The organism is Corallococcus sp. RDP092CA (genome assembly GCF_041903675.1).
In the GTDB taxonomy this organism is placed as follows: domain Bacteria; phylum Myxococcota; class Myxococcia; order Myxococcales; family Myxococcaceae; genus Corallococcus.
On the sequence record NZ_JAYESI010000002.1, the window covers coordinates 1 to 19,766 of the forward strand.

At 74.7% G+C, this 19,766-nt stretch carries 14 protein-coding genes; 8 read left to right on the plus strand and 6 right to left on the minus strand.

Going from position 1 to position 19,766, the window contains the following annotated elements; genetic code table 11:
• From U8525_RS02335 to U8525_RS02350, 4 genes are all read left to right on the plus strand, one after another.
• The coding region (locus U8525_RS02335) for a hypothetical protein (protein ID WP_374260553.1) at positions 1-2,507 on the plus strand (2,507 nt) is incomplete at its 5' end.
• Complete coding sequence (locus U8525_RS02340; RefSeq protein WP_374260556.1) at positions 2,504-4,882, plus strand: alpha-2-macroglobulin family protein; 2,379 nt, start codon at positions 2,504-2,506, stop codon at positions 4,880-4,882. The genes U8525_RS02335 and U8525_RS02340, both read left to right, overlap by 4 nt.
• 208 nt (positions 4,883-5,090) lie before the next feature.
• Entirely contained in the window at positions 5,091-6,128 is a 1,038-nt protein-coding gene (locus U8525_RS02345) for a trypsin-like peptidase domain-containing protein (protein WP_374260558.1), read from the plus strand.
• Positions 6,129-6,326: 198 nt separating this feature from the next.
• A complete protein-coding gene (locus U8525_RS02350) occupies positions 6,327-8,669 on the plus strand; it encodes a hypothetical protein (protein WP_374260560.1) in 2,343 nt (780 codons plus the stop codon).
• Positions 8,670-8,672: 3 nt separating this feature from the next.
• On the opposite strand, the gene U8525_RS02355 is transcribed toward U8525_RS02350, so the two are convergent.
• The 3 genes from U8525_RS02355 to U8525_RS02365 are packed head-to-tail and all read right to left on the minus strand — an operon-like array spanning position 8,673 to position 11,058.
• Positions 8,673-9,482, minus strand: coding sequence for an SDR family oxidoreductase (locus U8525_RS02355; protein WP_374260562.1), 810 nt, complete (start codon positions 9,480-9,482; stop codon positions 8,673-8,675).
• 20 nt (positions 9,483-9,502) lie between these two features.
• Positions 9,503-10,297, minus strand: coding sequence for a ZIP family metal transporter (locus U8525_RS02360; RefSeq protein ID WP_374260565.1), 795 nt, complete (start codon positions 10,295-10,297; stop codon positions 9,503-9,505).
• Positions 10,279-11,058: an alpha/beta fold hydrolase gene (locus U8525_RS02365; protein WP_374260567.1), complete on the minus strand. Its 780-nt coding sequence runs from the start codon at positions 11,056-11,058 to the stop codon at positions 10,279-10,281. The genes U8525_RS02360 and U8525_RS02365 overlap by 19 nt, the downstream gene beginning before the upstream one ends.
• A gap of 88 nt (positions 11,059-11,146) precedes the next feature.
• On the opposite strand from U8525_RS02365, the gene U8525_RS02370 reads away from it, so the two are divergent.
• Positions 11,147-11,686 carry a nuclear transport factor 2 family protein gene (locus tag U8525_RS02370; RefSeq protein WP_374260570.1) on the plus strand — a complete coding sequence of 180 codons (540 nt, stop codon included), beginning with the start codon at positions 11,147-11,149 and terminating at the stop codon, positions 11,684-11,686.
• Positions 11,687-11,819: 133 nt separating this feature from the next.
• Positions 11,820-12,221, plus strand: coding sequence for a hypothetical protein (locus U8525_RS02375; protein WP_374260573.1), 402 nt, complete (start codon positions 11,820-11,822; stop codon positions 12,219-12,221).
• A gap of 32 nt (positions 12,222-12,253) precedes the next feature.
• Here U8525_RS02375 and U8525_RS02380 read toward each other — a convergent pair whose 3' ends face one another.
• On the minus strand, positions 12,254-13,930 hold the full coding sequence (locus U8525_RS02380; RefSeq protein WP_374260575.1) for an amidase: 1,677 nt from the start codon (positions 13,928-13,930) through the stop codon (positions 12,254-12,256).
• A gap of 237 nt (positions 13,931-14,167) precedes the next feature.
• Between U8525_RS02380 and U8525_RS02385 the strand changes: the two genes are divergently transcribed.
• Positions 14,168-15,298: a BMP family protein gene (locus tag U8525_RS02385; protein WP_374260578.1), complete on the plus strand. Its 1,131-nt coding sequence runs from the start codon at positions 14,168-14,170 to the stop codon at positions 15,296-15,298.
• 319 nt (positions 15,299-15,617) lie between these two features.
• Here U8525_RS02385 and U8525_RS02390 read toward each other — a convergent pair whose 3' ends face one another.
• On the minus strand, positions 15,618-16,145 hold the full coding sequence (locus U8525_RS02390) for a YkgJ family cysteine cluster protein (protein WP_374260581.1): 528 nt from the start codon (positions 16,143-16,145) through the stop codon (positions 15,618-15,620).
• A gap of 269 nt (positions 16,146-16,414) precedes the next feature.
• Here U8525_RS02390 and U8525_RS02395 point away from each other — a divergent pair, with 269 nt between their 5' ends.
• A complete protein-coding gene (locus tag U8525_RS02395; RefSeq protein ID WP_374260584.1) occupies positions 16,415-18,964 on the plus strand; it encodes a hypothetical protein in 2,550 nt (849 codons plus the stop codon).
• A gap of 33 nt (positions 18,965-18,997) precedes the next feature.
• Here U8525_RS02395 and U8525_RS02400 read toward each other — a convergent pair whose 3' ends face one another.
• A complete protein-coding gene (locus tag U8525_RS02400) occupies positions 18,998-19,762 on the minus strand; it encodes a glucose 1-dehydrogenase (protein ID WP_374260587.1) in 765 nt (254 codons plus the stop codon).
• Positions 19,763-19,766: the final 4 nt, after the last annotated feature.

Sequence of the window (19,766 nt, forward strand, 5' to 3'; positions counted from 1 at the left end):
CGGGGACGTGGACGGTGATGGACCCCTCCGGGGAGGTGGTGCTGGAGGAGCGCGCGCCCGCGGGCCCCTGGGGCGTGGTGGCGGGGGACTTCCCGTTGGACCGGGGCGCGGCCACGGGCACGTGGACGGTGTCGTGGACCAGCGGTGGCGCCTCCGGCGGCGCCACCTTCACGGTGGAGCCCTTCACGCTGCCGCGCCTGCGGCTGGAGGCGAAGAGCTCGCGGCCCTTCTGGCGCGCCAACGACGCGCCGGAGGTGACGGGGCAGGTGTCATACGCGTCCGGCGCGCCGGTGGCGGACACGGACGTGACGCTGGCGTGGCGCCACGCGGGCGCGTGGCCTCCGCCGACGGAGTGGCTCCGGGGCGAGCTGCCGACGAAGGCGCGCACGGACGCCGCCGGCCGCTTCCGCGTGACGCTGCCGCGCGTGCCCCAGGACCTGCGCGGGCAGGTCACGCTGAGCGCGAGCCTGGAGGCGAAGGACCCCACGGGCGAGCCGGTGCGCGGCGGCGTGTCGCTCCTGCTGTCCGAGGACGCGCTGGCCGTGTCCTCCGTGACGGAGCTGGAGGACGGGCTGGTGGCGGGCTTCAGCAACCGCGTCTACCTGCGCGCCACCACCGCCTCGGGCCAGGTGCTGCCGGGCGCGGAGGTGACGGTGACGCGCGCGTGGGACCCGCGCGATCCGGGCGTGAGCGCGGTGGCGGACGAGGACGGCGTGGCCGCCTTCCAACTGGACCCGGGCCCCGCGGTGAACGTGGTGGTGCCGCCCTTGCCGGTGCGCGTGCCGCCGCGTCCGCCGCCCGTGTCGCTGCTGTCGTCGAGGAACCTGCTGAGCGCGCAGGCGGGCTCGTCGTCGCTGGAGGATCAGCTCGCGCTGGAGCGGCTGCTGCCCGCGCTGCACCCCTGCGCGCGCTTCGTCCCCGCGAGCGCGACGGTGACGGACTTCGCGGTGCGGGTGGGCGCGTCCGGGCAGGTGCTGGACGTGGCCGGCGCGGACGAAGGGCTGGAGGCGTGCATGGCGTCGGCGCTGCGCGCGAAGGGGCTGCCGGCGGGCGCGGAGCGGATGCTCCAGCTGCGCTTCCAGGTCATGGAGCCGGGCCTGCCCTCGCTGCGGTGGAACACGGTGGTCGCCATGGGGGATGACCAGGGCCTCGGCGAGGGACTGAAGGTCGCCGTGCTGGACGCGCGGACGTGCCTGCCGCCCACCCTGGACCGCGTCGTGGCCGTGCCCGCCGCGCTGACGTGGCGGCGGTGGGCGGACAGGCCGGAGCTGGCGCTGTCGTGGCTGTCGGAGCCCACGGGCGAGGCCGCGCTGCCCGCGGCGACGCTGGCCTGCATGAGGGAGCGCCTGGCCCGCCTCCGCGTTCCGGCCCAGACGCAGGCGGACCTCCAGGCTGGGCGGCGACCGTCGGAGGCGATGGGCGTGGTGCGCTTCAGCGCGCAGCCCGCCTACGGTGGGAGCGGCATGCCCCGCCCGCCCCAGGCCACCACGTTCCTGGGCTATGAGCTGAAGGTCCGGGCGAAGTGGGACGGCCGGGACATGGGGGAGACGAAGCTCGTGCTGCGCCCCGCGCGCCTGCCGCCGCTGCGCCTGCGCGCGACGCCGGTGCTGGCGAAGGCGGGCGAGCCCGTGAAGGTGGAGCTGCTGCGCGGCCCCGGCTTCACGGGCGAGCTGCCCTCGACCCTGGAGCTGGTGGCGGGACCGACGCGGCTCAAGGAGAAGGTGGATCCGGCCACGCGCTCCGCGCGCTTCACGCTGCCCCAGGACTTCGAGGGGTGGGCGGCGGTGGAGGGCGTGGCGGCGACCGCGCGCGTGTACGTGGCGCCGCGCGCGTCGCTGGCGGTGGAGGTGTCGCCGGACAAGCCCGCGTACGCGCCCGGGGAGCTGGCGCACCTCCAGGTCCGCACGCGCGTGGACGGCAGGGACGGCGAGGCGGCGGTGGGTCTCTTCGGCGTGGACGAGACGCTGTCCCAGCTGGCTCCGCTGCCGGACGCGGACGCGCTGGACGGGCTGAGGCCGTCGCCCTCGGTGGCCACGCCGGCCTTCGGCGTGCTGGACGGCCAGGCGCTGGCCATGGGGCGCATCCGGGGCGCGAACGCGGCCGCGGCGGCGCTGCTGCGCGTGACGGCGGTGCCCTCGCTGGAGGACGTGGAGACGCCCGTGACGGCCAGCGCCACCAGCCCCTTCTCGCCGGACGCGGAGCTCACGGAGCCCTTCTACGCGGTGCTGACGGAGCTGCACGCGCGCACGCGCAAGTGGGAGGAGACCGCGCCCGCGGGTGAGACGTTGGACCCCTCGGGGCTCGCGCGGCTGTGGGCGGAGTCCCTGGCCGCGTGCGAGCAGCGCGGGCAGAAGGTGACGGATGCGTTCGGCCGCAAGCTGCGGCTGTCGCGGCTGCCGGAGGACCTGCTGGCCCTGACGGATCCTCGCGCGGTGGTGGTGAACGGAACGCGGTTGCCGGAGGACGTCGTGAACTGGGGCGCGTGGGTCGCCCGGGAGGCGCCATGAAGTCGCGCTCGTGGTTGTCCGGGGCCGTGGGCCTCGCGGTGGGGTTCGTGCTGGGCATCTTGTCGTTCGCGGTGGTGGCGGGGGACCGCGTCCGCAGCCTCATGGGGCAGTCCGCCGCCGCGCTCGCGGGCGATGCAGCGCCCATGACCTTGAGCGCGCCAGGCTACGGCGGGGCGGAGGCCCTGAAGCGCAAGGCGATGAAGAGCTTCGGCGCGTCAAACGCCTATGACGACGAGGGCGGGGCGATGGGGGGCGGGCGGGCCGAGGCCCCGATGGCCGCCGCGCCCGTGGTCGAGGAGCTGGCGGCGCCCCCGGAGCCGGAGCGGGACGAGGCGGCGAAGGACCGCGGCGGCGCCCAGGACGGCGCGGCCGCGCCCACCCGCGCGTGGTTCCCGGAGACGTTCCTCTTCGAGCCGCTGGTGGTGACGGACGCGAGCGGCGCGGCGACGGTGCCGGTGCGCGTGCCGGACCGGCTGACGCAGTGGCGGGTGCTGGCGCTCGCGCACTCGCGCTCTGGCGCGCAGGCGGGGGCGGTGACGTCCTTCGCGGGCACGCTGCCCACCTACGTGGATCCGGTGCTGCCGCCCTTCCTGCGCGCGGGCGACACGGTGCGCCTGCCGGTGCAGGTGGTGAACACCACCGACAAGGCGGTGGAGGCCGCGCTCAAGGTGGACGTGAAGGGCGCGCAGGTGGAGTCCGGCGCGCGCACGGTGCGGGTGCCCGCGCGCGGCAGCGTGGTGGAGCTGGTGACGGTGAAGGCCGCGGGCGCGGGGCCGGTGACGGTGCGCGCGGCGCTGGGGGACACGGACGCGGTGGTGCGCGACTTCGCCGTGTGGGCCACCGGGCAGCCCGTGGTCCAGACGCGCGGCGGCTCGCTGGCGGCGCCGCGCACGCTGTCCCTGGCGGGCCCCTCGGACGCGCAGGCCGGCAGCGAGCGGGTGCGCCTGCAGGTGTACCCGGGCGCGCTGGGCGTGGTGCGCGCGGAGCTGGCGGCGGTGGAGCGCCGGCCGGTGGACGTGGCAGGGGACGCGTACGCGCTGCTGCTCGCAGGCCAGGCGCCGGAGCTGCTGAAGGCGCTGGGCGAGACGGCGGACCCCGCGGCGCTGAAGGCGCTGGCGCTGGTGGCGACGCAGCGGGTGCTCCGCGCGGCGCGGGCGCCGTCGGTGGACGTGGCGACGCGGCTGGCGGAGGGCGCGCTGGCCCACCCGGACAACCCGGTGCTCGCGAGGCTGGGCGAGCGGCTGGTGGCGCAGGTGGCCCAGGCGCAGCGGCCGGACGGCACCTGCCAGGGCGGTGACGGCTGGCCGCTCCAGCGGCTGCTGGTGGCGACGGCGGACTGCGCCCGCACGGTGCGCGCGGCGCAGGGCACCCCGGAGGGCAGGCAGCGCGCGGCGGCCTTCAGCGTGCGCGCGTCCGGCGTCTTCGAGCGCTACCTGCCGCAGGTGAAGGACGGCTACACGGCGGCGGTGCTGCTGGCGGAGGGCGCCGCGGAGGGCAGCGTGGCGGACACCCTGCGCGCCCGCGTGCGCGAGGCGCTCAAGTCCGCGCCGGACGGCACCGCGTGGCTGCCGGTGGAGCCGGACACGGCGCGCGCGGACGGGGAGGTGCCCTCGGAGGCGGAGGCCACGGCGATGGCGGTGCTCGCCCTCCAGGGCGATGCGAAGGCGCCGCTCGCGGACCTGGGCGCCTGGCTGCTCGCGCACTACACGCCGGGCCTGGGCTGGGGGGACGGGCAGGCCAACCGCGTGGGGTTGCGCGCGGCGCTGGTCCTCTTCAAGGACCCGCTGCCGCCCCAGGTGCGCGTGACGGTGGCGCGCGACGGGCAGGTCGTCACGGAGGGCACCTACGACACGAAGGCGCTGCGCGAGGTGCTGGCCCTGGAGGCCGCCGCGCCGGGCTCGGCGGGGACGCACGCGTGGACCGTGCGCGCGGAGCCCGCGGTGCCGGGGCTGGGCTTCTCGCTGGCGCTGTCCGCGGCGGTGCCGTGGAAGAGCGAGGCCCGGGGGGGCCTGCAGCTGGCCGTGACGGGGCCGAAGGAGGCGCGCGTGGGACAGCTGACGAACGTGCGGGTCCAGGTGGGGGCGCCCTCCTCGCTGCCGCTGCGCTTCCAGCAGGACCTGCCCGCGGGCGTGCAGGTGGACCCCGCGAGCCTGGCCGCGCTCGTGGACTCCGGCCAGGTGACCTCCTGGGATGTGAGGGATGGCGCGGTGTCCCTGGACCTTCCGCCCAGGGAGCAGGGTGCGCCGGTGCAGGTGGAGTTCCGCGTGCTGCCCACGCTCGCCGGGACGTTGCAGGCGGGCGCGGCGCGACTGGACGTGCCCGGCCGGCCGGACCTCACCGCGTCGCTGCCGCCCGCCACCTGGGCGGTGCGCTGAGGCCCTCCGGCGCCGTGGGGTCATTCCTCACTCACGGCGCCGGTGCAGGCCCCTTCCGTCCGGCCCGGGGGGCGGGTGGAATGCGCGCCGGGATCGCGGCAGGGGCCCGGCCGCCAGGCGCTTCAGGCCCGGTGCAATCGCGGCCCTCGTGCGTACACTGCTAGGCGCATGGCGGGCGCGGACCGCGCGTGATCGCGAGAGGAAACGGATGGAGCTTGAAGGCTCCGAACAGGAGGAGTTGACCCACGCCCTCCTGGGCGCGTTCACCTCGGTGGAGGAGCTCCACCGGATGGTCGAGGTGAAATGCGGCCGCAGCCTGGTGCCCCCCGTCGAACGGGAGGGGGCGGCGCGGGCCCGGGCGCTCGTGCGCACGGCGGAGGCGGAGGGGTGGACGGACGTGCTGGTGCGCGGCGCGCACGCGGCGGCGCCGGGCCATCCGCGCATCCGCCGGTTCCTGCAGGGCTACCTGTCCTCCGTGCAGCGCAGCGTGTCCGGCAGTGCCCTGGCGCGCATCGTCCAGCAGTCCAGGCTGGCCCTGTCGCCGGCGGCCTGGCGGGACCGGCTGACGACGCTGTCGCGGCGCGTGTGCCGCGTGGAGCTGGAGGGGGGCCGCGCGCTCGGCACGGGCTTCCTGGTGGCGCCGGACGTGGTGCTGACGAACTCGCACGTCATCGAGCACCGGCTGCTGGAGGCGCTGCGCGTGCGCTTCGACCTGAAGGTGCTGCCGGACCGCATCGCGGTGCACCCCGGCCGGGTGTACGCGGTGACGGCGTGCCTGGCGCAGAGCCCGCACAGCCCGGCGGACCTGATGCACCCGCGCCCGCGCGAGGCCACGCGCGACGAGCTGGACTACGCCTTCCTGCAGATCCAGGACGCCCCCGGCGAGGACCGGGTGGGGGACCGGCCGCGCGGGTTCATCCCGCTGGCCCCGCCGTCGCCCACGGCGTTCGAGCCCGGCGCGCTGGCGCTGGTGGTGCAGCACCCGAAGGGCCGGCCCATGCAGGTGGCGCTGGACACGTTCCAGGCGCTCAACCGCTCACACACGCGCGTCACGTACTGCACCAACACGCACCCGGGTTCGTCCGGGTCGCCGTGCTTCACGCCGGACCTGGAGCTGGTGGCGCTGCATCACAGCGGAGACCCGCGCCCCGGCCACGAGTCCGCCGAGGACGACGAGGGCATCCCCCTGGACACCATCCGCTCCAGCCTGTCCTCCAGCGTGCTGCGCCGCCTGGGCTGGGAGTGACGGGGGCGGGCCGCGCTCCTCCAGGACCTGTCCGGCCGTCGGGCCGGTGCGCGCGGCGCGCCGCCCACCGCGAGCCAGGAGGCGGAGGTGCTACACCCCTGTGCCGGGGCCGCGGCGCCGCGCGCCTGGACGTGCATGCAAGCGCGGAGGAGGGGGCTGCTATCGTCCGCGCGCATGAGCCTTCCCGCTCGAAGCCCCATGGCCGCGAAGGTCCTGCGCCCCACGGGCGTGACGCTGGCGTGCGCCATGCTCTGGTTGCTGCCCGTGCTCGCGGGCGCGGCGCCGCGCTTCGGCCTCGCGGGCCTGTCCTCCAGCAACGAGGTGCGCCTGCGCACGTCCACCGCCCACCTGGAGACGGTGCTGCGCGTGGACCTGCTGCCCGACGCCCCGGAGGCGCCGCGCGAGGCGGGCGCGGAGACCACGCGGGTGACGGTGCTGGTGGATCCGCTGCTCGCGGCGGATGGCACGCAGGTGCCGGTGACGGTGCGCGTGGGCACGGAGGAAGGCGCGGCGGAGCAGCCCATCTCCGTGCGGCGGCCGGTGGTGGTGACGCTGTCCGCGGACCTGCCCGCCGCGGGTGACTACCACGGCCGCGTGGTGCTCCTGGGCGACGGCGCGCGGGAGGTCACCCCGCTCCTCGTGCAGCGCGTGGCGTCCGCGCCCACGGTGCAGTTCTACCCGGTGGCCCCCGCGCGCGGCTGGACGCTGGGGCCGTTCTCCGGGAAGGCCACGGTGCGGCTCACCTTCCGGGAGACCTCGGGCGTGGGCGGCGCGGTGGGGCCCGCGGCGGTGGTGCAGCTGGACCGCAAGGCGGGCGGCACCGGGGATGGCACGGCGCCCGTGCAGGCGCAGGACGCGAAGTGGACCTTCCTCGGGCCGGACGGCCAGCCGCAGGGCCCGGGAAAGGAGGGCGCCTTCCAGCTGCCCGCCTACGGCACCGGCCTCCTCAGCCTGGACGTGGGCGACCTGCCGGAGTCCGGCGAGTACACCGGCACCGTGCGGCTGCTCGTGCCGGAGGGCGCGGCGGTGGAGCAGGCCTTCACCGTCTGGGTGAAGACGCCCGCGCTGTTCGGCGCGTTCCTCATCTTCCTGGGCGTGGTGACGTCCGCGGCGGTGCGCTTCTACGTGCAGCGCGTGCGCCCGCGCGTGAACCTGCGCGACCGCGCGGAGGCCGCGCGCCAGAAGCTGCAATCGCTGGTGCCCGCCCGGCCGCTGGAGCAGGAGGCCACCGTGGCCGCGTCGCTGCGCCGCCAGGTGGACGCGCTCCTCGCGGACATCCAGCGCCCCCTGAGCGGGCTCGTCGTGCAGGACTCCGTGCTCGCGCTCTTCGAGGCGCGCCTCCAGCTCTTCTCCCTCTGGTCGGTCCTGCTGCGGCAGCTGGAGGGGCTCAAGGGCGTGGCGCTGCTGGAGGCGGAGCGCAAGCTCAAGGCCGTGGAGACGCTGCTCCAGAATGATCAGGCCACGTCCGCGGACTTCACCGAGCAGGCGCAGCTGCTGCGCACGCTCGACCTGGAGTCGGTGGCCCGCGCGGTGCTGGAGGCGCGGCTGACGGAGCTGGAGCAGCAGTCGCGGACGCTGGCCTCCCAGCGCGGGGATGACCCGGTGAGCCGCCGGCTCCAGGGCGAGCTGCCCCTGTACGTGCTGCGCGCGCGCCAGCAGCTGCCGGGCCCCGACCTGGAGGCGTCGCACCGGCTGGTGGAGACCGCGCGCCAGGCGTTCCTCGAGATCCTCGTGACGGACCTGGAGGACGCCCTCGCCGCGAAGGAGCTGCCCGGCGGCTTCACGCAGGAGGAGTGGGCGGTGCTGCGCCTGCGCGTGGGGGAGCAGCTGGCCCGGGCGCGCGCCCGCGTGCACTCCAGCGTGGACGAGGCGTACCTCTACTACCAGGCCGCCTACGCGCTGTACCTGCGCGAGCTGGTGGACAACATGGGGGAGGCGCTGACGCAGCTCCAGGCGCAGTCCGGCGGGGAGCTGAACGCGAGCGCGGACTGGCGGACGGAGGTGGAGGCGCGGCTGGCGGCGGCGCGCGCCTACCTGGACAAGGGCGAGGCGAACCTGGCCGCGCCGGCGTACCGCGCGGCCCGCGAGGACTTCGCGCGCCACGTCACGGCCCCGCCGCCCGCGATCGCCATGGGCGGCCGGATGGCGCTGGAGCGCGTCCCCACCGCCGTGACGCTGGACCCGTTCTCGCAGCCGCCCGCGGCGCCTCCGTCGCCACCGCCGCTGCCCGGCGGGCCCGCCAGCGGGAACCTCTCTCCGCTGCCGCCGTCGTCCACCAAGGCGAGCACCGACGCGCTGGTGAACCTGGACTGGATCCCCCTGCCGCGCTCGCGCGACCTGTGGAAGGTGGAGCTCGCGGTGCTGGGGATGATGTCCCTCATCGCGGTGCTGCTGGGGCTCCAGGTGCTGGACGTCTTCGCGCCCACGTGGGGCGGCTCCGGCGCGTGGATGACCGCCTTCCTCTGGGGCTTCGGCCTGCACCAGGTGGGCAACGCCACCTTCGACGGCCTGTGGGGCCTGGTGTCGCGGCTGGAGAAGTAGCGCTCAGGCCCTCCCGCCGCGGATGGCGCGCGCGGCCAGCCGGTCCACCAGCGACGGCGCCACCAGCTTGAGCACCTGCCCCACGCGGCCGGCGAGCGTCATCACCAGCTCGCGCTCGCGGCGCTCCATGGCGCGCAGGATGAGCGCCACGCAGGTGTCCACGTCCATGGTAGCGCCGGACTCGTCGCGGGGACTTCGCCCCAGGGGCTGGCCCTCCGGGCCCAGCGCGTGCGCGCGGATGTCCGTGGCCACGAAGCCCGGCGACACCACGAGCACGTCCGTGCCGGTGCCCAACAGCTCGATGCGCAGCGAGTCGAAGAAGCCCTGCATGGCGTGCTTGCTGGCGGCGTAGCCGGTGCGCATGGGCACGCCCGTCTTGCCCGTCAGCGACGACACGGCGACGAGCAACCCCTTGCGCGCCTTGAGGTGCGGCAGCGCGTGGAAGGTGCAGTGCACCGCGCCCAGGTAGTTGATGCGCATGAGGCGCTCGTAGAGGCCCAGGTCCTTCACGTCCTCGAAGCGCGAGTGCATGGTGAGGCCCGCGTTGTTGACGAGCACGTCCACGCCGCCGAACGCCTCCACCGCGCGCTCCACCAGCCGGCGGCACGCCTCCGGGTCGCCCACGTCGGTGGGCACCGCCAGCGCCCTGCCGCCCGAGGCCTCGCACCGCGCCTTCACGCGCTCCAGCGCCTGGGCATCCCGCGCCGCCAGCGCCACGTTCGCGCCCCGGCCGGCCAGGGCCACCGCCAGCGCCTCGCCGATGCCCGCGGAGGCGCCGGTGACAATCACGGTCTTTCCTTGCATGCCGTCCATCCTCTCAGGGGCGCGGCCCTTCAGCCATGGCCTCCCGTGAAGGCCTCCGCGAGGTGCAGCCCGCCGATGAGCAGCAGCCCGCAGAGGAAGCCCACCACGCGCTGGCGCGAGTCCGGGCCCCGGCGCAGCTCCGGCAGCAGGTCCACCGCGCCGATGTAGAGGAACGAGCCTCCGGCGATGGCCAGCACCGTGCCCTGGAGCGACGGCAGGTACCGGGTGCCCAGCAGCACGCCCGCCGCGCCCGCCGCGGCGGTGAGCTGCACCCCCGCCAGCGCGACGAGCGCCCCCGCGCGAGACCAGCCCGCGGCGCGCAGGAGCGCGTAGTCGCCCACCTCCTGCGGCAGCTCGTGGACGATGACGGCGAACGCGGTGGCGAAGCCCGCCTCCGGCGACACGAGGAAGGCCGCCGCCACCGCCGCGCCGTCGCCCACGTTGTGCAGCGCATCCGACGCGAGCAGCGTGGCCGGCAGCGTGGGCGCGCCCGGGTGCGCGTGAGGGCCGTGCGCGTGGCCGGCGGCGGCCTCCGCGTGGTGGTGGTGGTGGCCCAGCGCCCACTCCAGGAGCGCCAGCGCGACGAAGCTGGCGAAGGCCCACGTGAAGGCCGTGTTGCCCCGGGCCTCCACCGCCTCCGGCAGCACCTCCAGGAACACGGCGCTCAACAACGTGCCGGCGGCGAAGGCCACCAGCGCGGGCAGCCGCCGCTGGAGCCAGCGCTCGGACAGCACCCCGCCCGCGAGCCCGGCCAGCCCGTCCAGCCCCACGGCGATGAAGACGAACAGGACGGTGTGCGCTTCCATCAGGTCGCCATCAGCCACGCGAGCACGCCCTGGGGACTGTCCACGTGCACGAAGTGGCCGGCGTCCGGGAGGAGGGCCACGGGACAGCCGCCCTCCTCCAGGCGCCGGGCGCTCTCCTCGGACACGTACCGGCTGCGCCCGCCCCGGAGGCAGCGCAGGGGCGGGTGCACGGGGCGCTCCACGGCGGGCCAGAGGTCCTCGCCGTTGACGCGGCGGTGGAGGCGCTGGAGGGCGTCGCGGTCGAAGCGCCAGCGCACGCCGTCACCGTCCGGCGCGAGGTTCATGAGGAGCCAGTCCGACAGCGACTCGGACAGGCCGTTGCCGGTGAGGCTCGCGCGCAGGGCCTTGCGGCTGTCGGCGCGCGGCGGGGCCTTCAGGAGGATGTCCAGCACGTAGCCGCTCTCCGACAGGTCCAGCGGCACGGGGCCCGGCGCGATGTCGAGCAGCGCCACGCCGCGCACGCGCTCGGAGGCCTCCAGGCTGGCGGCGAGTGACACGCGGCCGCCCAGCGAGTGGCCCACCCAGTCCACGGGGCCCGTGAAGCCCTGGGCGTCGAGCGTGTCCACGACATCGCGCGCGAGCGTGGTCAGGTCCGCGTCCGGGGGCAGGGCGGGCGAGGTGCCGTGGCCGGTGAGGTCGGGCAGCAGGATGCGGCGGCGCGGATCCGCCTTCGTCCACGCGACGGCCAGCGAGCGCAGGTTGCGGCCCGTCCCGAGGAAGCCGTGCAGCATCACCGTGGGCACGTCACCCGCGCCCACCTGGAAACTATCGAGCACCACGCCACCACCACCTTGTGTCGCATGCCTTGACCTGGGGGCATGTCTGCCGCTTCATACCGCGAACCCCCCTTTCGTCGAGGTGAACCCGATGGCATCCGTCACCTGGTTGTTGCTGGCGCTCGGCGCCAACCCCGTCGCGGCGCCGGCCCCGGCCCAGGCGCCGGCCGATCCGAAGGCCGCGGTGGCCAGGGTGCTGGACGACTGGCACCGCGCGGCGGCGGTGGCGAACGAGGCGCGCTACTTCGCGTTCTTCACGCCGGACGCGGTCTTCATGGGCACGGACGGGGGAGAGCGCTGGACGGTGGACCAGTTCCGCGCCTGGGCGAAGCCCTACTTCACGAAGGGCCAGGCCTGGTCGTTCCAGTCGGTGTCCCGCAACGTGTTCTTCTCCAAGGACGGCCAGGTGGCTTGGTTCGACGAGGCGCTGGACACGCCCAACCTGGGCCCCGCGCGCGGCAGCGGCGTGCTGGTGAAGGACGCGTCCGGCTGGAAGATCGCCCAGTACAACCTCTCCGTCCCCATCCCCAACGACCTGATGGGCGAGGTGACGAACCGCATCGCCACCTACTCCAAGGCCAAGGCCGCCACACCGCCCGCGCCGGCGCAGCCTCCGGCGAAGAGGCCCTGACGCTTGCCTGCCTGCGTCAGGGCCCTGATCCATGACAGAACCATGACAAACGCATGGAGGAGCTGAGGCCTTCCGTGACTTCCTACGCTGTAGGTTGGAGTCCTTCGTCGCTCTGTACCGGAGGCCCCAACGCATGCGTGTCATCACCCCCGACCTTCTTGTCGCGGCCGTGACGGAACTCTCCCGGGGATCGAAGCTGGTTCGACTGAAGGACGTGCTGGCGTGGTGTGAGTGGAACGGGGTGGATGCCCAGGGGGACGGCCTGCGGAACCAGGCGCTCTGGGAAGCGGAGCGCGCCGAGGCCCGGGGGCAGCGCCGGCTGCTGAAGTTCAAGAGCGGCGAGTGCAAGCAGTCCCGGCTGGGCTGGGCGCTCATCGCCCATGGCGCCAAGGCGCGGGAGCTGGCCACGGACCTGCGCTGGTGCGAGCAGCTGTGGAATGGCGTGGACTGGGAGTGGCAGGGCGGCGTCGCGCCCGTCCCCGAGCGCCGTCCCAACCGCGTCCGGAGCGTGGAAGAGGCGCCTGCCTCCCTGTGACCCTGGGGCGGCGAGCTCCTGGCGAGGGGGGCTCAGCCCAGGACGCGGACGTGGATGCCCGGCGTGCGGTGCTCCGCCGCGCGCTCCACCACGCGGCCCAGGCGCAGCAGCAGGTGCTCCTCGTAGGGGCGCCCCGTGAGGTGCACGCCCACGGGCAGGCCCGCGCGGTCGAAGCCCGCGGGCACGGAGAGGGCCGGGCAGCCGGTGAGGTTCGCCAGGCGGATGAAGCGCATCAGCGCGTCCACCACCGGCAGGTTCGACTCGCCGGCCGGGAGCGTCGCTTCGGGGATGACGGGCGCGGTGCTCGCCGTCGTCGGCGTGACGAGCACGTCCACGTCCGCCATGAGCGCCAGCAGCTCGCGCGTCAGCCGGTGGCGGTGCCGCAGCGCGTGGATGAGGTCCGTGGCGCGGAAGTGACGCCCCAGCGCCAGGTTGGTGCGCGAGTCGAGCCCGAACACCGACGCGCGCGCCTTCACCTGCGGCAGCATCGCCTCCGCCATCTCGCTCAGGATGATGCAGCTGTGCGTCCAGAGAATGGTGTTCAGGTCCGGCGGGGGGAGCTCCACCACCGTGGCGCCCGCGTCGGTGAGGGCGCGCACGGCCTCGCGGCACCGCGCCACCACGTCCGGCTCCGCGTCCTCGAAGTACGGCGTGCAGATCCCCAGGCGGACGCCCTTCAGCGCGCCGTCCTCGTAGCCTGACAGGTGATGCGGTGGCTGCTGTCGGGCGACGACGTCGTGTCCATCAGGCCCGGCGACAATCGCATACACCGCCGCGACGTCGTCGACGGTGAGGCCCAGGGGCCCTACGTGCGCCACGTTCCAGCACAGCGGCGGCACGCCCGTCTCCGGGATGCGGCCCCACGTGGCCTTGAGCCCGACGATGCCGCACAGCGCGGCGGGGATGCGGATGGAGCCGCCGCCGTCCGCGCCGATGCTCGCCGGACACAGGCCCGCCGCCACCACGGCCCCGGAGCCGCTGGAGCTGCCGCCGGTGATGTGTCCCCGGCTCCACGGGTTGCGCGCGGCGCCGTGGTGCGGGTTCAACCCGATGGGGTTGATGCCAATCTCCTGCATGTTGGCCTTGCCCAGGATGACGGCGCCCGCGGCCTTCAACCGGGCCGCCACCGTGGAGTCGCTCCGGGCCGGCTCGGTGCGGAACGTGGTGCCCAGCGTCGTGGGGAAGCCCGCCACGTCCAGCTCGTCCTTGATGACGACGGGCACGCCGTCGAGCACGCTCCAGGGTGCGCCCTCGCGCAGCCGCTCCGCGGACGCCTCCGCCGCCCGCAGCACCTCCTCCGGCTTGCGGGCGATGAAGAGGCCCAGGCGGTCCGCGCCGCTGTCCATTCGTTCAATCGCTTCATGGACCTTCCGCGTCACGGCCACCGGCTCCGTGCGCCCATCGCGGTAGGCGCGAGCGAACGCCGCGACCGTCTCCCGCTCCGGCGTCACGGCCGACGCGGCGACCGCGCGTGCGGCCTGCTCCAGCGGTGTCTGTGTTTCAGCGGCGGGCGCACCCGGAGGCAGGGGGTACTGGATGGGCGGGGCATCCCCGGCGGTCAGCGCGCGCCATGCTTCGATGCCGCTGTCCCGCATCAGCTTCTCCACCAGCGCGGGGCCCACGCCGCCCCGCTCCAGCGTGTTGACCATGGCCTTGAGGGCCATGCCTGAGAGTCGCGGAGCCTTCACCGGAGCGCGTCGGTAGGTCATGGCGGACAGCCTACCGCCGCGCCGCGTGGGCACGCAGGCCGCGCCCCCATGAAACGCCTCCAGGCGTCATCCAGGGAGGTGGGGTTGCCCAGGCCTTCCCCCGAGCCCGCGTCGAGGCGGGGACGCGGGTCCCTCCGCGCGGCCGTCATCGAGGCCGTGAAGGCGAAGCGCTCCATTGGCATGGATGGCGATGACGCCTGAGGCGCTGGAAGGCCGCGTGATACATTTCGCGGGCTCATGAGCCCGCGCCACCGAATCGCCTCCCTCGCCCTGTGTCTGCTGGCGGCCGCCACCGGCTGCAAGAAGGAGGCGCCGGCCGCGCCCTCCAAGCCCACCATCGGCCTGGTGCTGGGGCTGGGCGGCCGGGGTGACCACGCCTTCAACGACTCCGCCCTGCGCGGGCTGGAGCTGTGGGCGGCGGGGGTGAAGTACGAGAAGGCCGGCTACCAGGAGGCCACCGCGTCCGAGCGGCAGGTCTCGCTGGCCCCGGACCTGTCAGCGCGCGGCTGGGAGATGCTCCCGCTGGGCGTCACGCCGGTGGTGCTCCAGAGCCGCGTGGCGGAGGACTACGAGCCGAACCTCCAACTGCTCGCGGACCAGCGCGTGTCGCTGGCGATGGGCGTGGGCTTCATGCTGGAGAACGCCGTGGAGACGGTGGCCCGGCGCAATCCCTCCCTGCCCTTCCTGCTGGTGGACAGCCCGCTGCTGGACGCACAGGGCAAGGTCATCACGCTGCCCAACGTGCGCACGGTGGTGTTCCGCGAGGAGGAGGGCTGCTTCCTCGCGGGCGCCCTGGCGGGGCTCGTCACGAAGACGGGCCAGGTGGGCATGGTGGGCGGCATGAAGATTCCCCTGGTGCAGCGCTACGAGGCGGGCTTCCGCGCGGGCGTGGCCGCGACGAACCCGGGCGCCACGGTGCGGGTCAACTACACCGGCAGCTTCACCGACTTCGCGTTGGGCAAGCAGGTGGGGCAGGACCTGCTGCTCAAGAACACCGACGTCCTCTTCGCGGCGGCCGGCGTGGACGGCCTGGGCGCCATCCAGGCGGTGAAGGAGGCGCGGGGGGCGGGCAAGGACGTGTCTGTGATTGGCGTGGACTCCGACCCGTCCCACCTGGCGCCGGAGGCGGTGCTGTCCGCCGTCGTGAAGCACGTGGACCTGGTGGTGTACGAGGCCATCCGCGAGCAGCGCCAGGGGCGCTTCCAGGGCGGCAACGTCTCGCTCGGTTTGAAGGAGGGGGGCATGGGGCTGGCGCCCGTGCGGCTGGACTTCCCGGGCAAGGAGGAGGCGCTGCGCACCGTGGAGGCGCTCCGGGCCCTCATCATCTCCGGGGAGCTGAAGGTGCCCACGCAGCCAGAGGCGCGGTAGCCGCCGCGCCCGTTAGAAGAGCGGCCCGTGCGTCTCCACCTCCAGCGGGCCTTCGTTGATGGCCACGCTGAGCCGGCGCAGGAGGTCCAGCTGCTGCTGTTGCGTGAGCAGGGGCACGGACGCCGCCAGCTCGCGCGCCTGGGCACCTCCCCACCGGCGGACGGAGAGGGCCCGGGCTACCCCCTCGTTGCCGCGGGCCCAGGACTTGGCGCTCCTCGGGTCTGACGCGGGGCGCTCCCGGGGGCCGGGGGCCTCGCGGGGCGCGGCACCGCCATGTGGCGAGCAAGGACGTGCTGCTCTTCATGAGGGTGTCGGACGCTCACGGCTCGCGGCGCGCCATCTCCGTGAACCAAGCCGGGAGCGGGCGCGAGGGGCCGCCCAGCCGCGCCACGGCGTCCTCCAGGGCGTCCTGGTTGGCCCAGACGATGTCCCCGTCGCCGTGCCTTCCCACCAGGTCCAGGATGAAGTGGCAGAAGAGGCCGCCGTCGCGCGTGACGGCGAAGCCATACGAGCGACACGCCAGCGGCCGGTGCGCGTAGACGCGGCACGCGCCCGTCTCCCGGTCCAGCAGCGGGCAGGTGTACGGGCGGGCCTCCTGGTGAGCCAGGGCGTCGACGCGCGCGCGGACCTCCTCCAGCGTCTCGGCGGGCAGCTGCTGGAGCCCTTCCTCCAGGTAGCTCCACTCCAGCTGCGTGAGCGGGAGCGGCGCGGCCAGGTGGCGGCAGCAGTGGTCGCACCCCCGGCGGCAGGGCCACCAGTCATGGGTGCCGGAGATGTCCGCCGCGCGCGCCTCCACGCGGGCGTAGACGGCCTCCAACGCGCGGCGTGCTTCGTCGGGCGTGCTCATCGGAGCGTCCTTCTACCGCTCCTCCGGCACCCGCGCATCCATCGCCCAGGTTGGAATGCCATGCGGACGGCCTGGGCATGGCTGGTGGTTGCCCGCTTGTCTCGTTGCTTCGTCCTCGTTGGCGCGAGCGCCGGGGCCCACAGGCTTGAAGGCAAGTCCTGCTCGGACCCGGGCGACCACGGGGCTTTCGACGCGATGCAGGCCGCCCGGAGCCGCTGGGAGGAAGCCGGGCCGTGCGCGACACCCCCAGGCCGGGGTAGACACACGGCATGTCCGCCCCGCTCGACAGCGGCGTGCGCCTGGGCGCCGAGGTGCGCTGCCCCGGGTGCATCCGCTTCATCCCTGCTGATGCCGCGTGCCCCCACTGCCTCTGTGGTGCCATCCCGCCGGAGCGCTATGGCTCCGCGCGGGCGCTGTTCAAGTCTGGCGTGGACCGCTTCGCCCTGGCGGCTCGCACCGCCGCGCTGGAGCCTGCCCAGGTGGCGCTGCTGGAGGCGCGCTACGCACGGCAGTGGGGCGCGGTGCAGCGCCTCGCCGAGGACGCCGTGCGCATCGAGCGCCACCTCGTGCAGCGCGGCTTCGTGCGGGACCTGGAGGACGCTTGGGCGTTGATCCTCCCCATCGAGGACTCGGCCCTGGAGGAGATGCTCGCGCCCTTCAGCCCCATGCCGGACTCGGTCGAGTGGCTGGCGAGCAAGTCTCCGGATCCCACCCTGCGCCTGCTGGCCGCGCTCGCGTGGGTGCACCAGGGCACCTGGTCGCGGGAGGCGCGCTTCTCCGTGAGCAACCAGGTGCTGCACGGCGAGGGCCGCATGGCGGTGGAGGCCATGATCGCGATGACCCGCTGGCGCAACGGCCTCTCTCCGCGCCTGAGCGCCGAGGAGCGCGAGCGGATCCGCGGCCTCGCCCTGGGCGTGCTCCATGTGCCCGAGCTGTCCGCGCGTGCCGCGGTCGCCTGGACCCGGGCGTCGCATGAGGCGCCGCCGGAGCGCGTCTCCGAGGCGCTGCACCAGGGCCTGTATGGCTCCGACCCCGACGTCCGCTTCGAGTGCGCCCTGTGTCTTCGCGACGAGCTGGAGGTCTCCCAGGCGCTGGACTCCTCCGACGCGGACCTCGCCGCCTTCGCACAGCGCACCTTGAGCGCGTGGGGCTCGCGCCGGCTGCTCACGCGGTTGCAGCGGGACGGGGACGCGGCCTTCGCGAAGGAGGTCCTCCACGCGCTCCCCTCGCCGCCTCCGGAGGGCGCCCTGGAGGCGCTGCTCACCGTGTCGCTGCGCACGGTCGGTTCGCTCGCGCGGGAGCTGCTCTCCTTCGCGAAGCAGCGCTCCTTCCGGGAGTGGGGGCTGGAGGACCAGCGGCGCTGGGCCCGCTGGGCGCGCTCGGCGCTGGGGGAGCTGCCCGCGGAGACCGCGCTCGACTTCTTCGCCTGGGCCGCCACGCCTCCCCGCGACGACCCCGAGCCTCCCGAAGAGGAGGAGTCCGAGGCGATGTGGGCCTTCCTGGAGGAGACCGTGCACGCCATCGACCGGGGCACGGCGAAGGACCGCGCCGCGTGCTTCGGCGACTCCGCGTTCGCGCGGTTCCTCCACCACTCGGGGGTGGATGAGCAGCGGCGGCTGAACGACTGGGCGCGCGACCCGCACAGCGGCGAGGCCCTGCTGGAGGCGGTGATCATGTTCCCCTCCCGGGCGCGGCACCTGGGCCTCGTCCCGGAGAGCCGGAGCACGGAGAAGCACCCCGACCCCGGTCACCCCGGCCGGCTGCTGATGGCGGTCTGGGAGGGCCCGGGCCAGCACCTCCTGGTGGCGCCGCTGTCCCGCGTGGTGCGCTCCTGGCGCTCGCTCTCCGGCGGCGAGCTGCTCGTCGAGGCCGTGTGGCGGCGCTTCCAGTCCCATCCCGCCGAGCGCGAGGCCCTGCTCACCGCCTTCGCGGCGTGGCGCGACCGCCTGTGGGAGCACCAGTGCGAGGTGGAGCCGGACGCGCTCGCGCGCTTCCTGACGTGGTGGCGGGTGGATCCGGAAGGCCTCTACCGCCAGACCGAGCAGTTGCTTCGCGACGTCCCGGCGGACGCGCTGCCCCGGCGGCTGCGCGCGCTCTGGGACGCGGCCGAGGAGCGGGTGGGCACGCGCCCGCGCACGGCCTCCCTCTCCGTGTCCAAGGGCGCCATGGCGCTGCGCAACGGCCTGGAGTCCCGCGACGTCCGCGTCCTCGACGTCCTGGACGGAGAGTTGGAGCACTTCGAGGCCTGGCTCCCCGCGTTCGAGGGTCGCGTGCGCTCCACGCCATCCCCGACGGAGGAGTCGAACGTCCACCGCGACTTCCTGGACGACACGCACGACGCGCTGCGGATGATGCGCGAGCGCCGCGAGCGCAGGCGTGAGGACCAGGAGCGCGAGCGGCAGCGTGAAATCGACCGGCAGGTGGCCGAGTCCCGCCGCCGCGACCAGGAGCGCCAGCGGGAGCTCCAGCGCCGCGCCGCCGAGGAGCTCCAGGCCCGGCATGCCGCGGAGCGCGAGCAGCAGGAGACGCTCGCCCGCGTGGAGGCGCAGCAGCTGCTGGTGACGCTCCAGCCCCGCGTGCCGCCCAAGCCCGTGGACCGCGAGGTGGTCTTCCCGGAGTCCGCCTTCCCCACGCTCGTGGACTACGCGCGGATGCTCAAGGCGATGCAGCGGGGTGGGGACGTGATGAAGCTCTTCGACACCCTGGGGCTCACGCCCGTCACCTGGGCCGCGCAGGCGAACGCCTGGGGGCAGGCGATGGTGGGCCGCGTGGAGCTGGGCATGCGCTTCGGGGAGCTGCTGACGGCGCCCTGGGAGTGACTCCCCCGGGCGCCGCCGCGCGGGCCTGACGGGCTACTGCGCGGTGGCGCCGCCGTCGAGGACCAGCTCCGCGCCGGTCATCAGCTTGGACTCGTCCGACGCCAGGTACACCACGGCGTGGGCCACGTCGTCCGGCTCGCCGAAGCGGCCCGCGGGGATGCCCTTGAGCATGCGCGCGCGCGTCTTCTCCGCCTGGCCGCCGGCCTGGGCCAGCGCCTCCACCATGGCGGTCTCCACGTAGCCGGGGTGGATGGAGTTGCAGCGGATGCCATAGCCCTTGTACGCGCAGTGCAGCGCCACGGACTTGGACAGCATGCGCACGGCGGCCTTGCTGGAGCAGTACGCCGGGAACTGCGGCACGCCCACGAGCCCCGCGATGGAGGAGATGTTGATGATGGAGCCCCGGGCCCCGCACTCCCGCATCACGCGGATGCCGTGCTTGCAGCCCAGGAACACGCCGTCCAGGTTGACCGAGTGCACGAACCGCCACTCGTCCAGCGACATCTCCTCCACGTCCTTCACGATGCCCATGCCGGCGTTGTTCACGAGCACGTCCAGCCGCCCGAACCTCTCCACCGTGCGCGCCAGCGCGCTCACCCACTGGTCCTCGCGGGTGACGTCCAGCGGGAGGAAGAGGCCGGCGTCGCCCAGCTCCTCCGCCACCGCGCGGGCCTCGCCCTCGCGCCGGTCGGTGACCACCACCTTCGCGCCCTCGCGCGCGAGCATCCGCGCGGACGCGGCGCCAAGGCCCCCCGCGCCGCCGGTCACCAGGGCCACCTTGCCTTCGACTCGCTTCATGGTC

What these genes read in the sequence shown, in the direction of transcription:
- U8525_RS02340 (WP_374260556.1), top strand. Translation starts at nt 2,504, where the DNA reads ATGAAGTCGCGCTCGTGGTTGTCCGGGGCCGTGGGCCTCGCGGTGGGG.
- U8525_RS02345 (WP_374260558.1), top strand. Translation starts at nt 5,091, where the DNA reads ATGGAGCTTGAAGGCTCCGAACAGGAGGAGTTGACCCACGCCCTCCTG.
- U8525_RS02350 (WP_374260560.1), top strand. Translation starts at nt 6,327, where the DNA reads ATGGCCGCGAAGGTCCTGCGCCCCACGGGCGTGACGCTGGCGTGCGCC.
- U8525_RS02355 (WP_374260562.1), bottom strand. Translation starts at nt 9,482, where the DNA reads ATGGACGGCATGCAAGGAAAGACCGTGATTGTCACCGGCGCCTCCGCG.
- U8525_RS02370 (WP_374260570.1), top strand. Translation starts at nt 11,147, where the DNA reads ATGGCATCCGTCACCTGGTTGTTGCTGGCGCTCGGCGCCAACCCCGTC.
- U8525_RS02375 (WP_374260573.1), top strand. Translation starts at nt 11,820, where the DNA reads ATGCGTGTCATCACCCCCGACCTTCTTGTCGCGGCCGTGACGGAACTC.
- U8525_RS02380 (WP_374260575.1), bottom strand. Translation starts at nt 13,930, where the DNA reads ATGACCTACCGACGCGCTCCGGTGAAGGCTCCGCGACTCTCAGGCATG.
- U8525_RS02385 (WP_374260578.1), top strand. Translation starts at nt 14,168, where the DNA reads ATGAGCCCGCGCCACCGAATCGCCTCCCTCGCCCTGTGTCTGCTGGCG.
- U8525_RS02390 (WP_374260581.1), bottom strand. Translation starts at nt 16,145, where the DNA reads ATGAGCACGCCCGACGAAGCACGCCGCGCGTTGGAGGCCGTCTACGCC.
- U8525_RS02395 (WP_374260584.1), top strand. Translation starts at nt 16,415, where the DNA reads ATGTCCGCCCCGCTCGACAGCGGCGTGCGCCTGGGCGCCGAGGTGCGC.
- U8525_RS02400 (WP_374260587.1), bottom strand. Translation starts at nt 19,762, where the DNA reads ATGAAGCGAGTCGAAGGCAAGGTGGCCCTGGTGACCGGCGGCGCGGGG.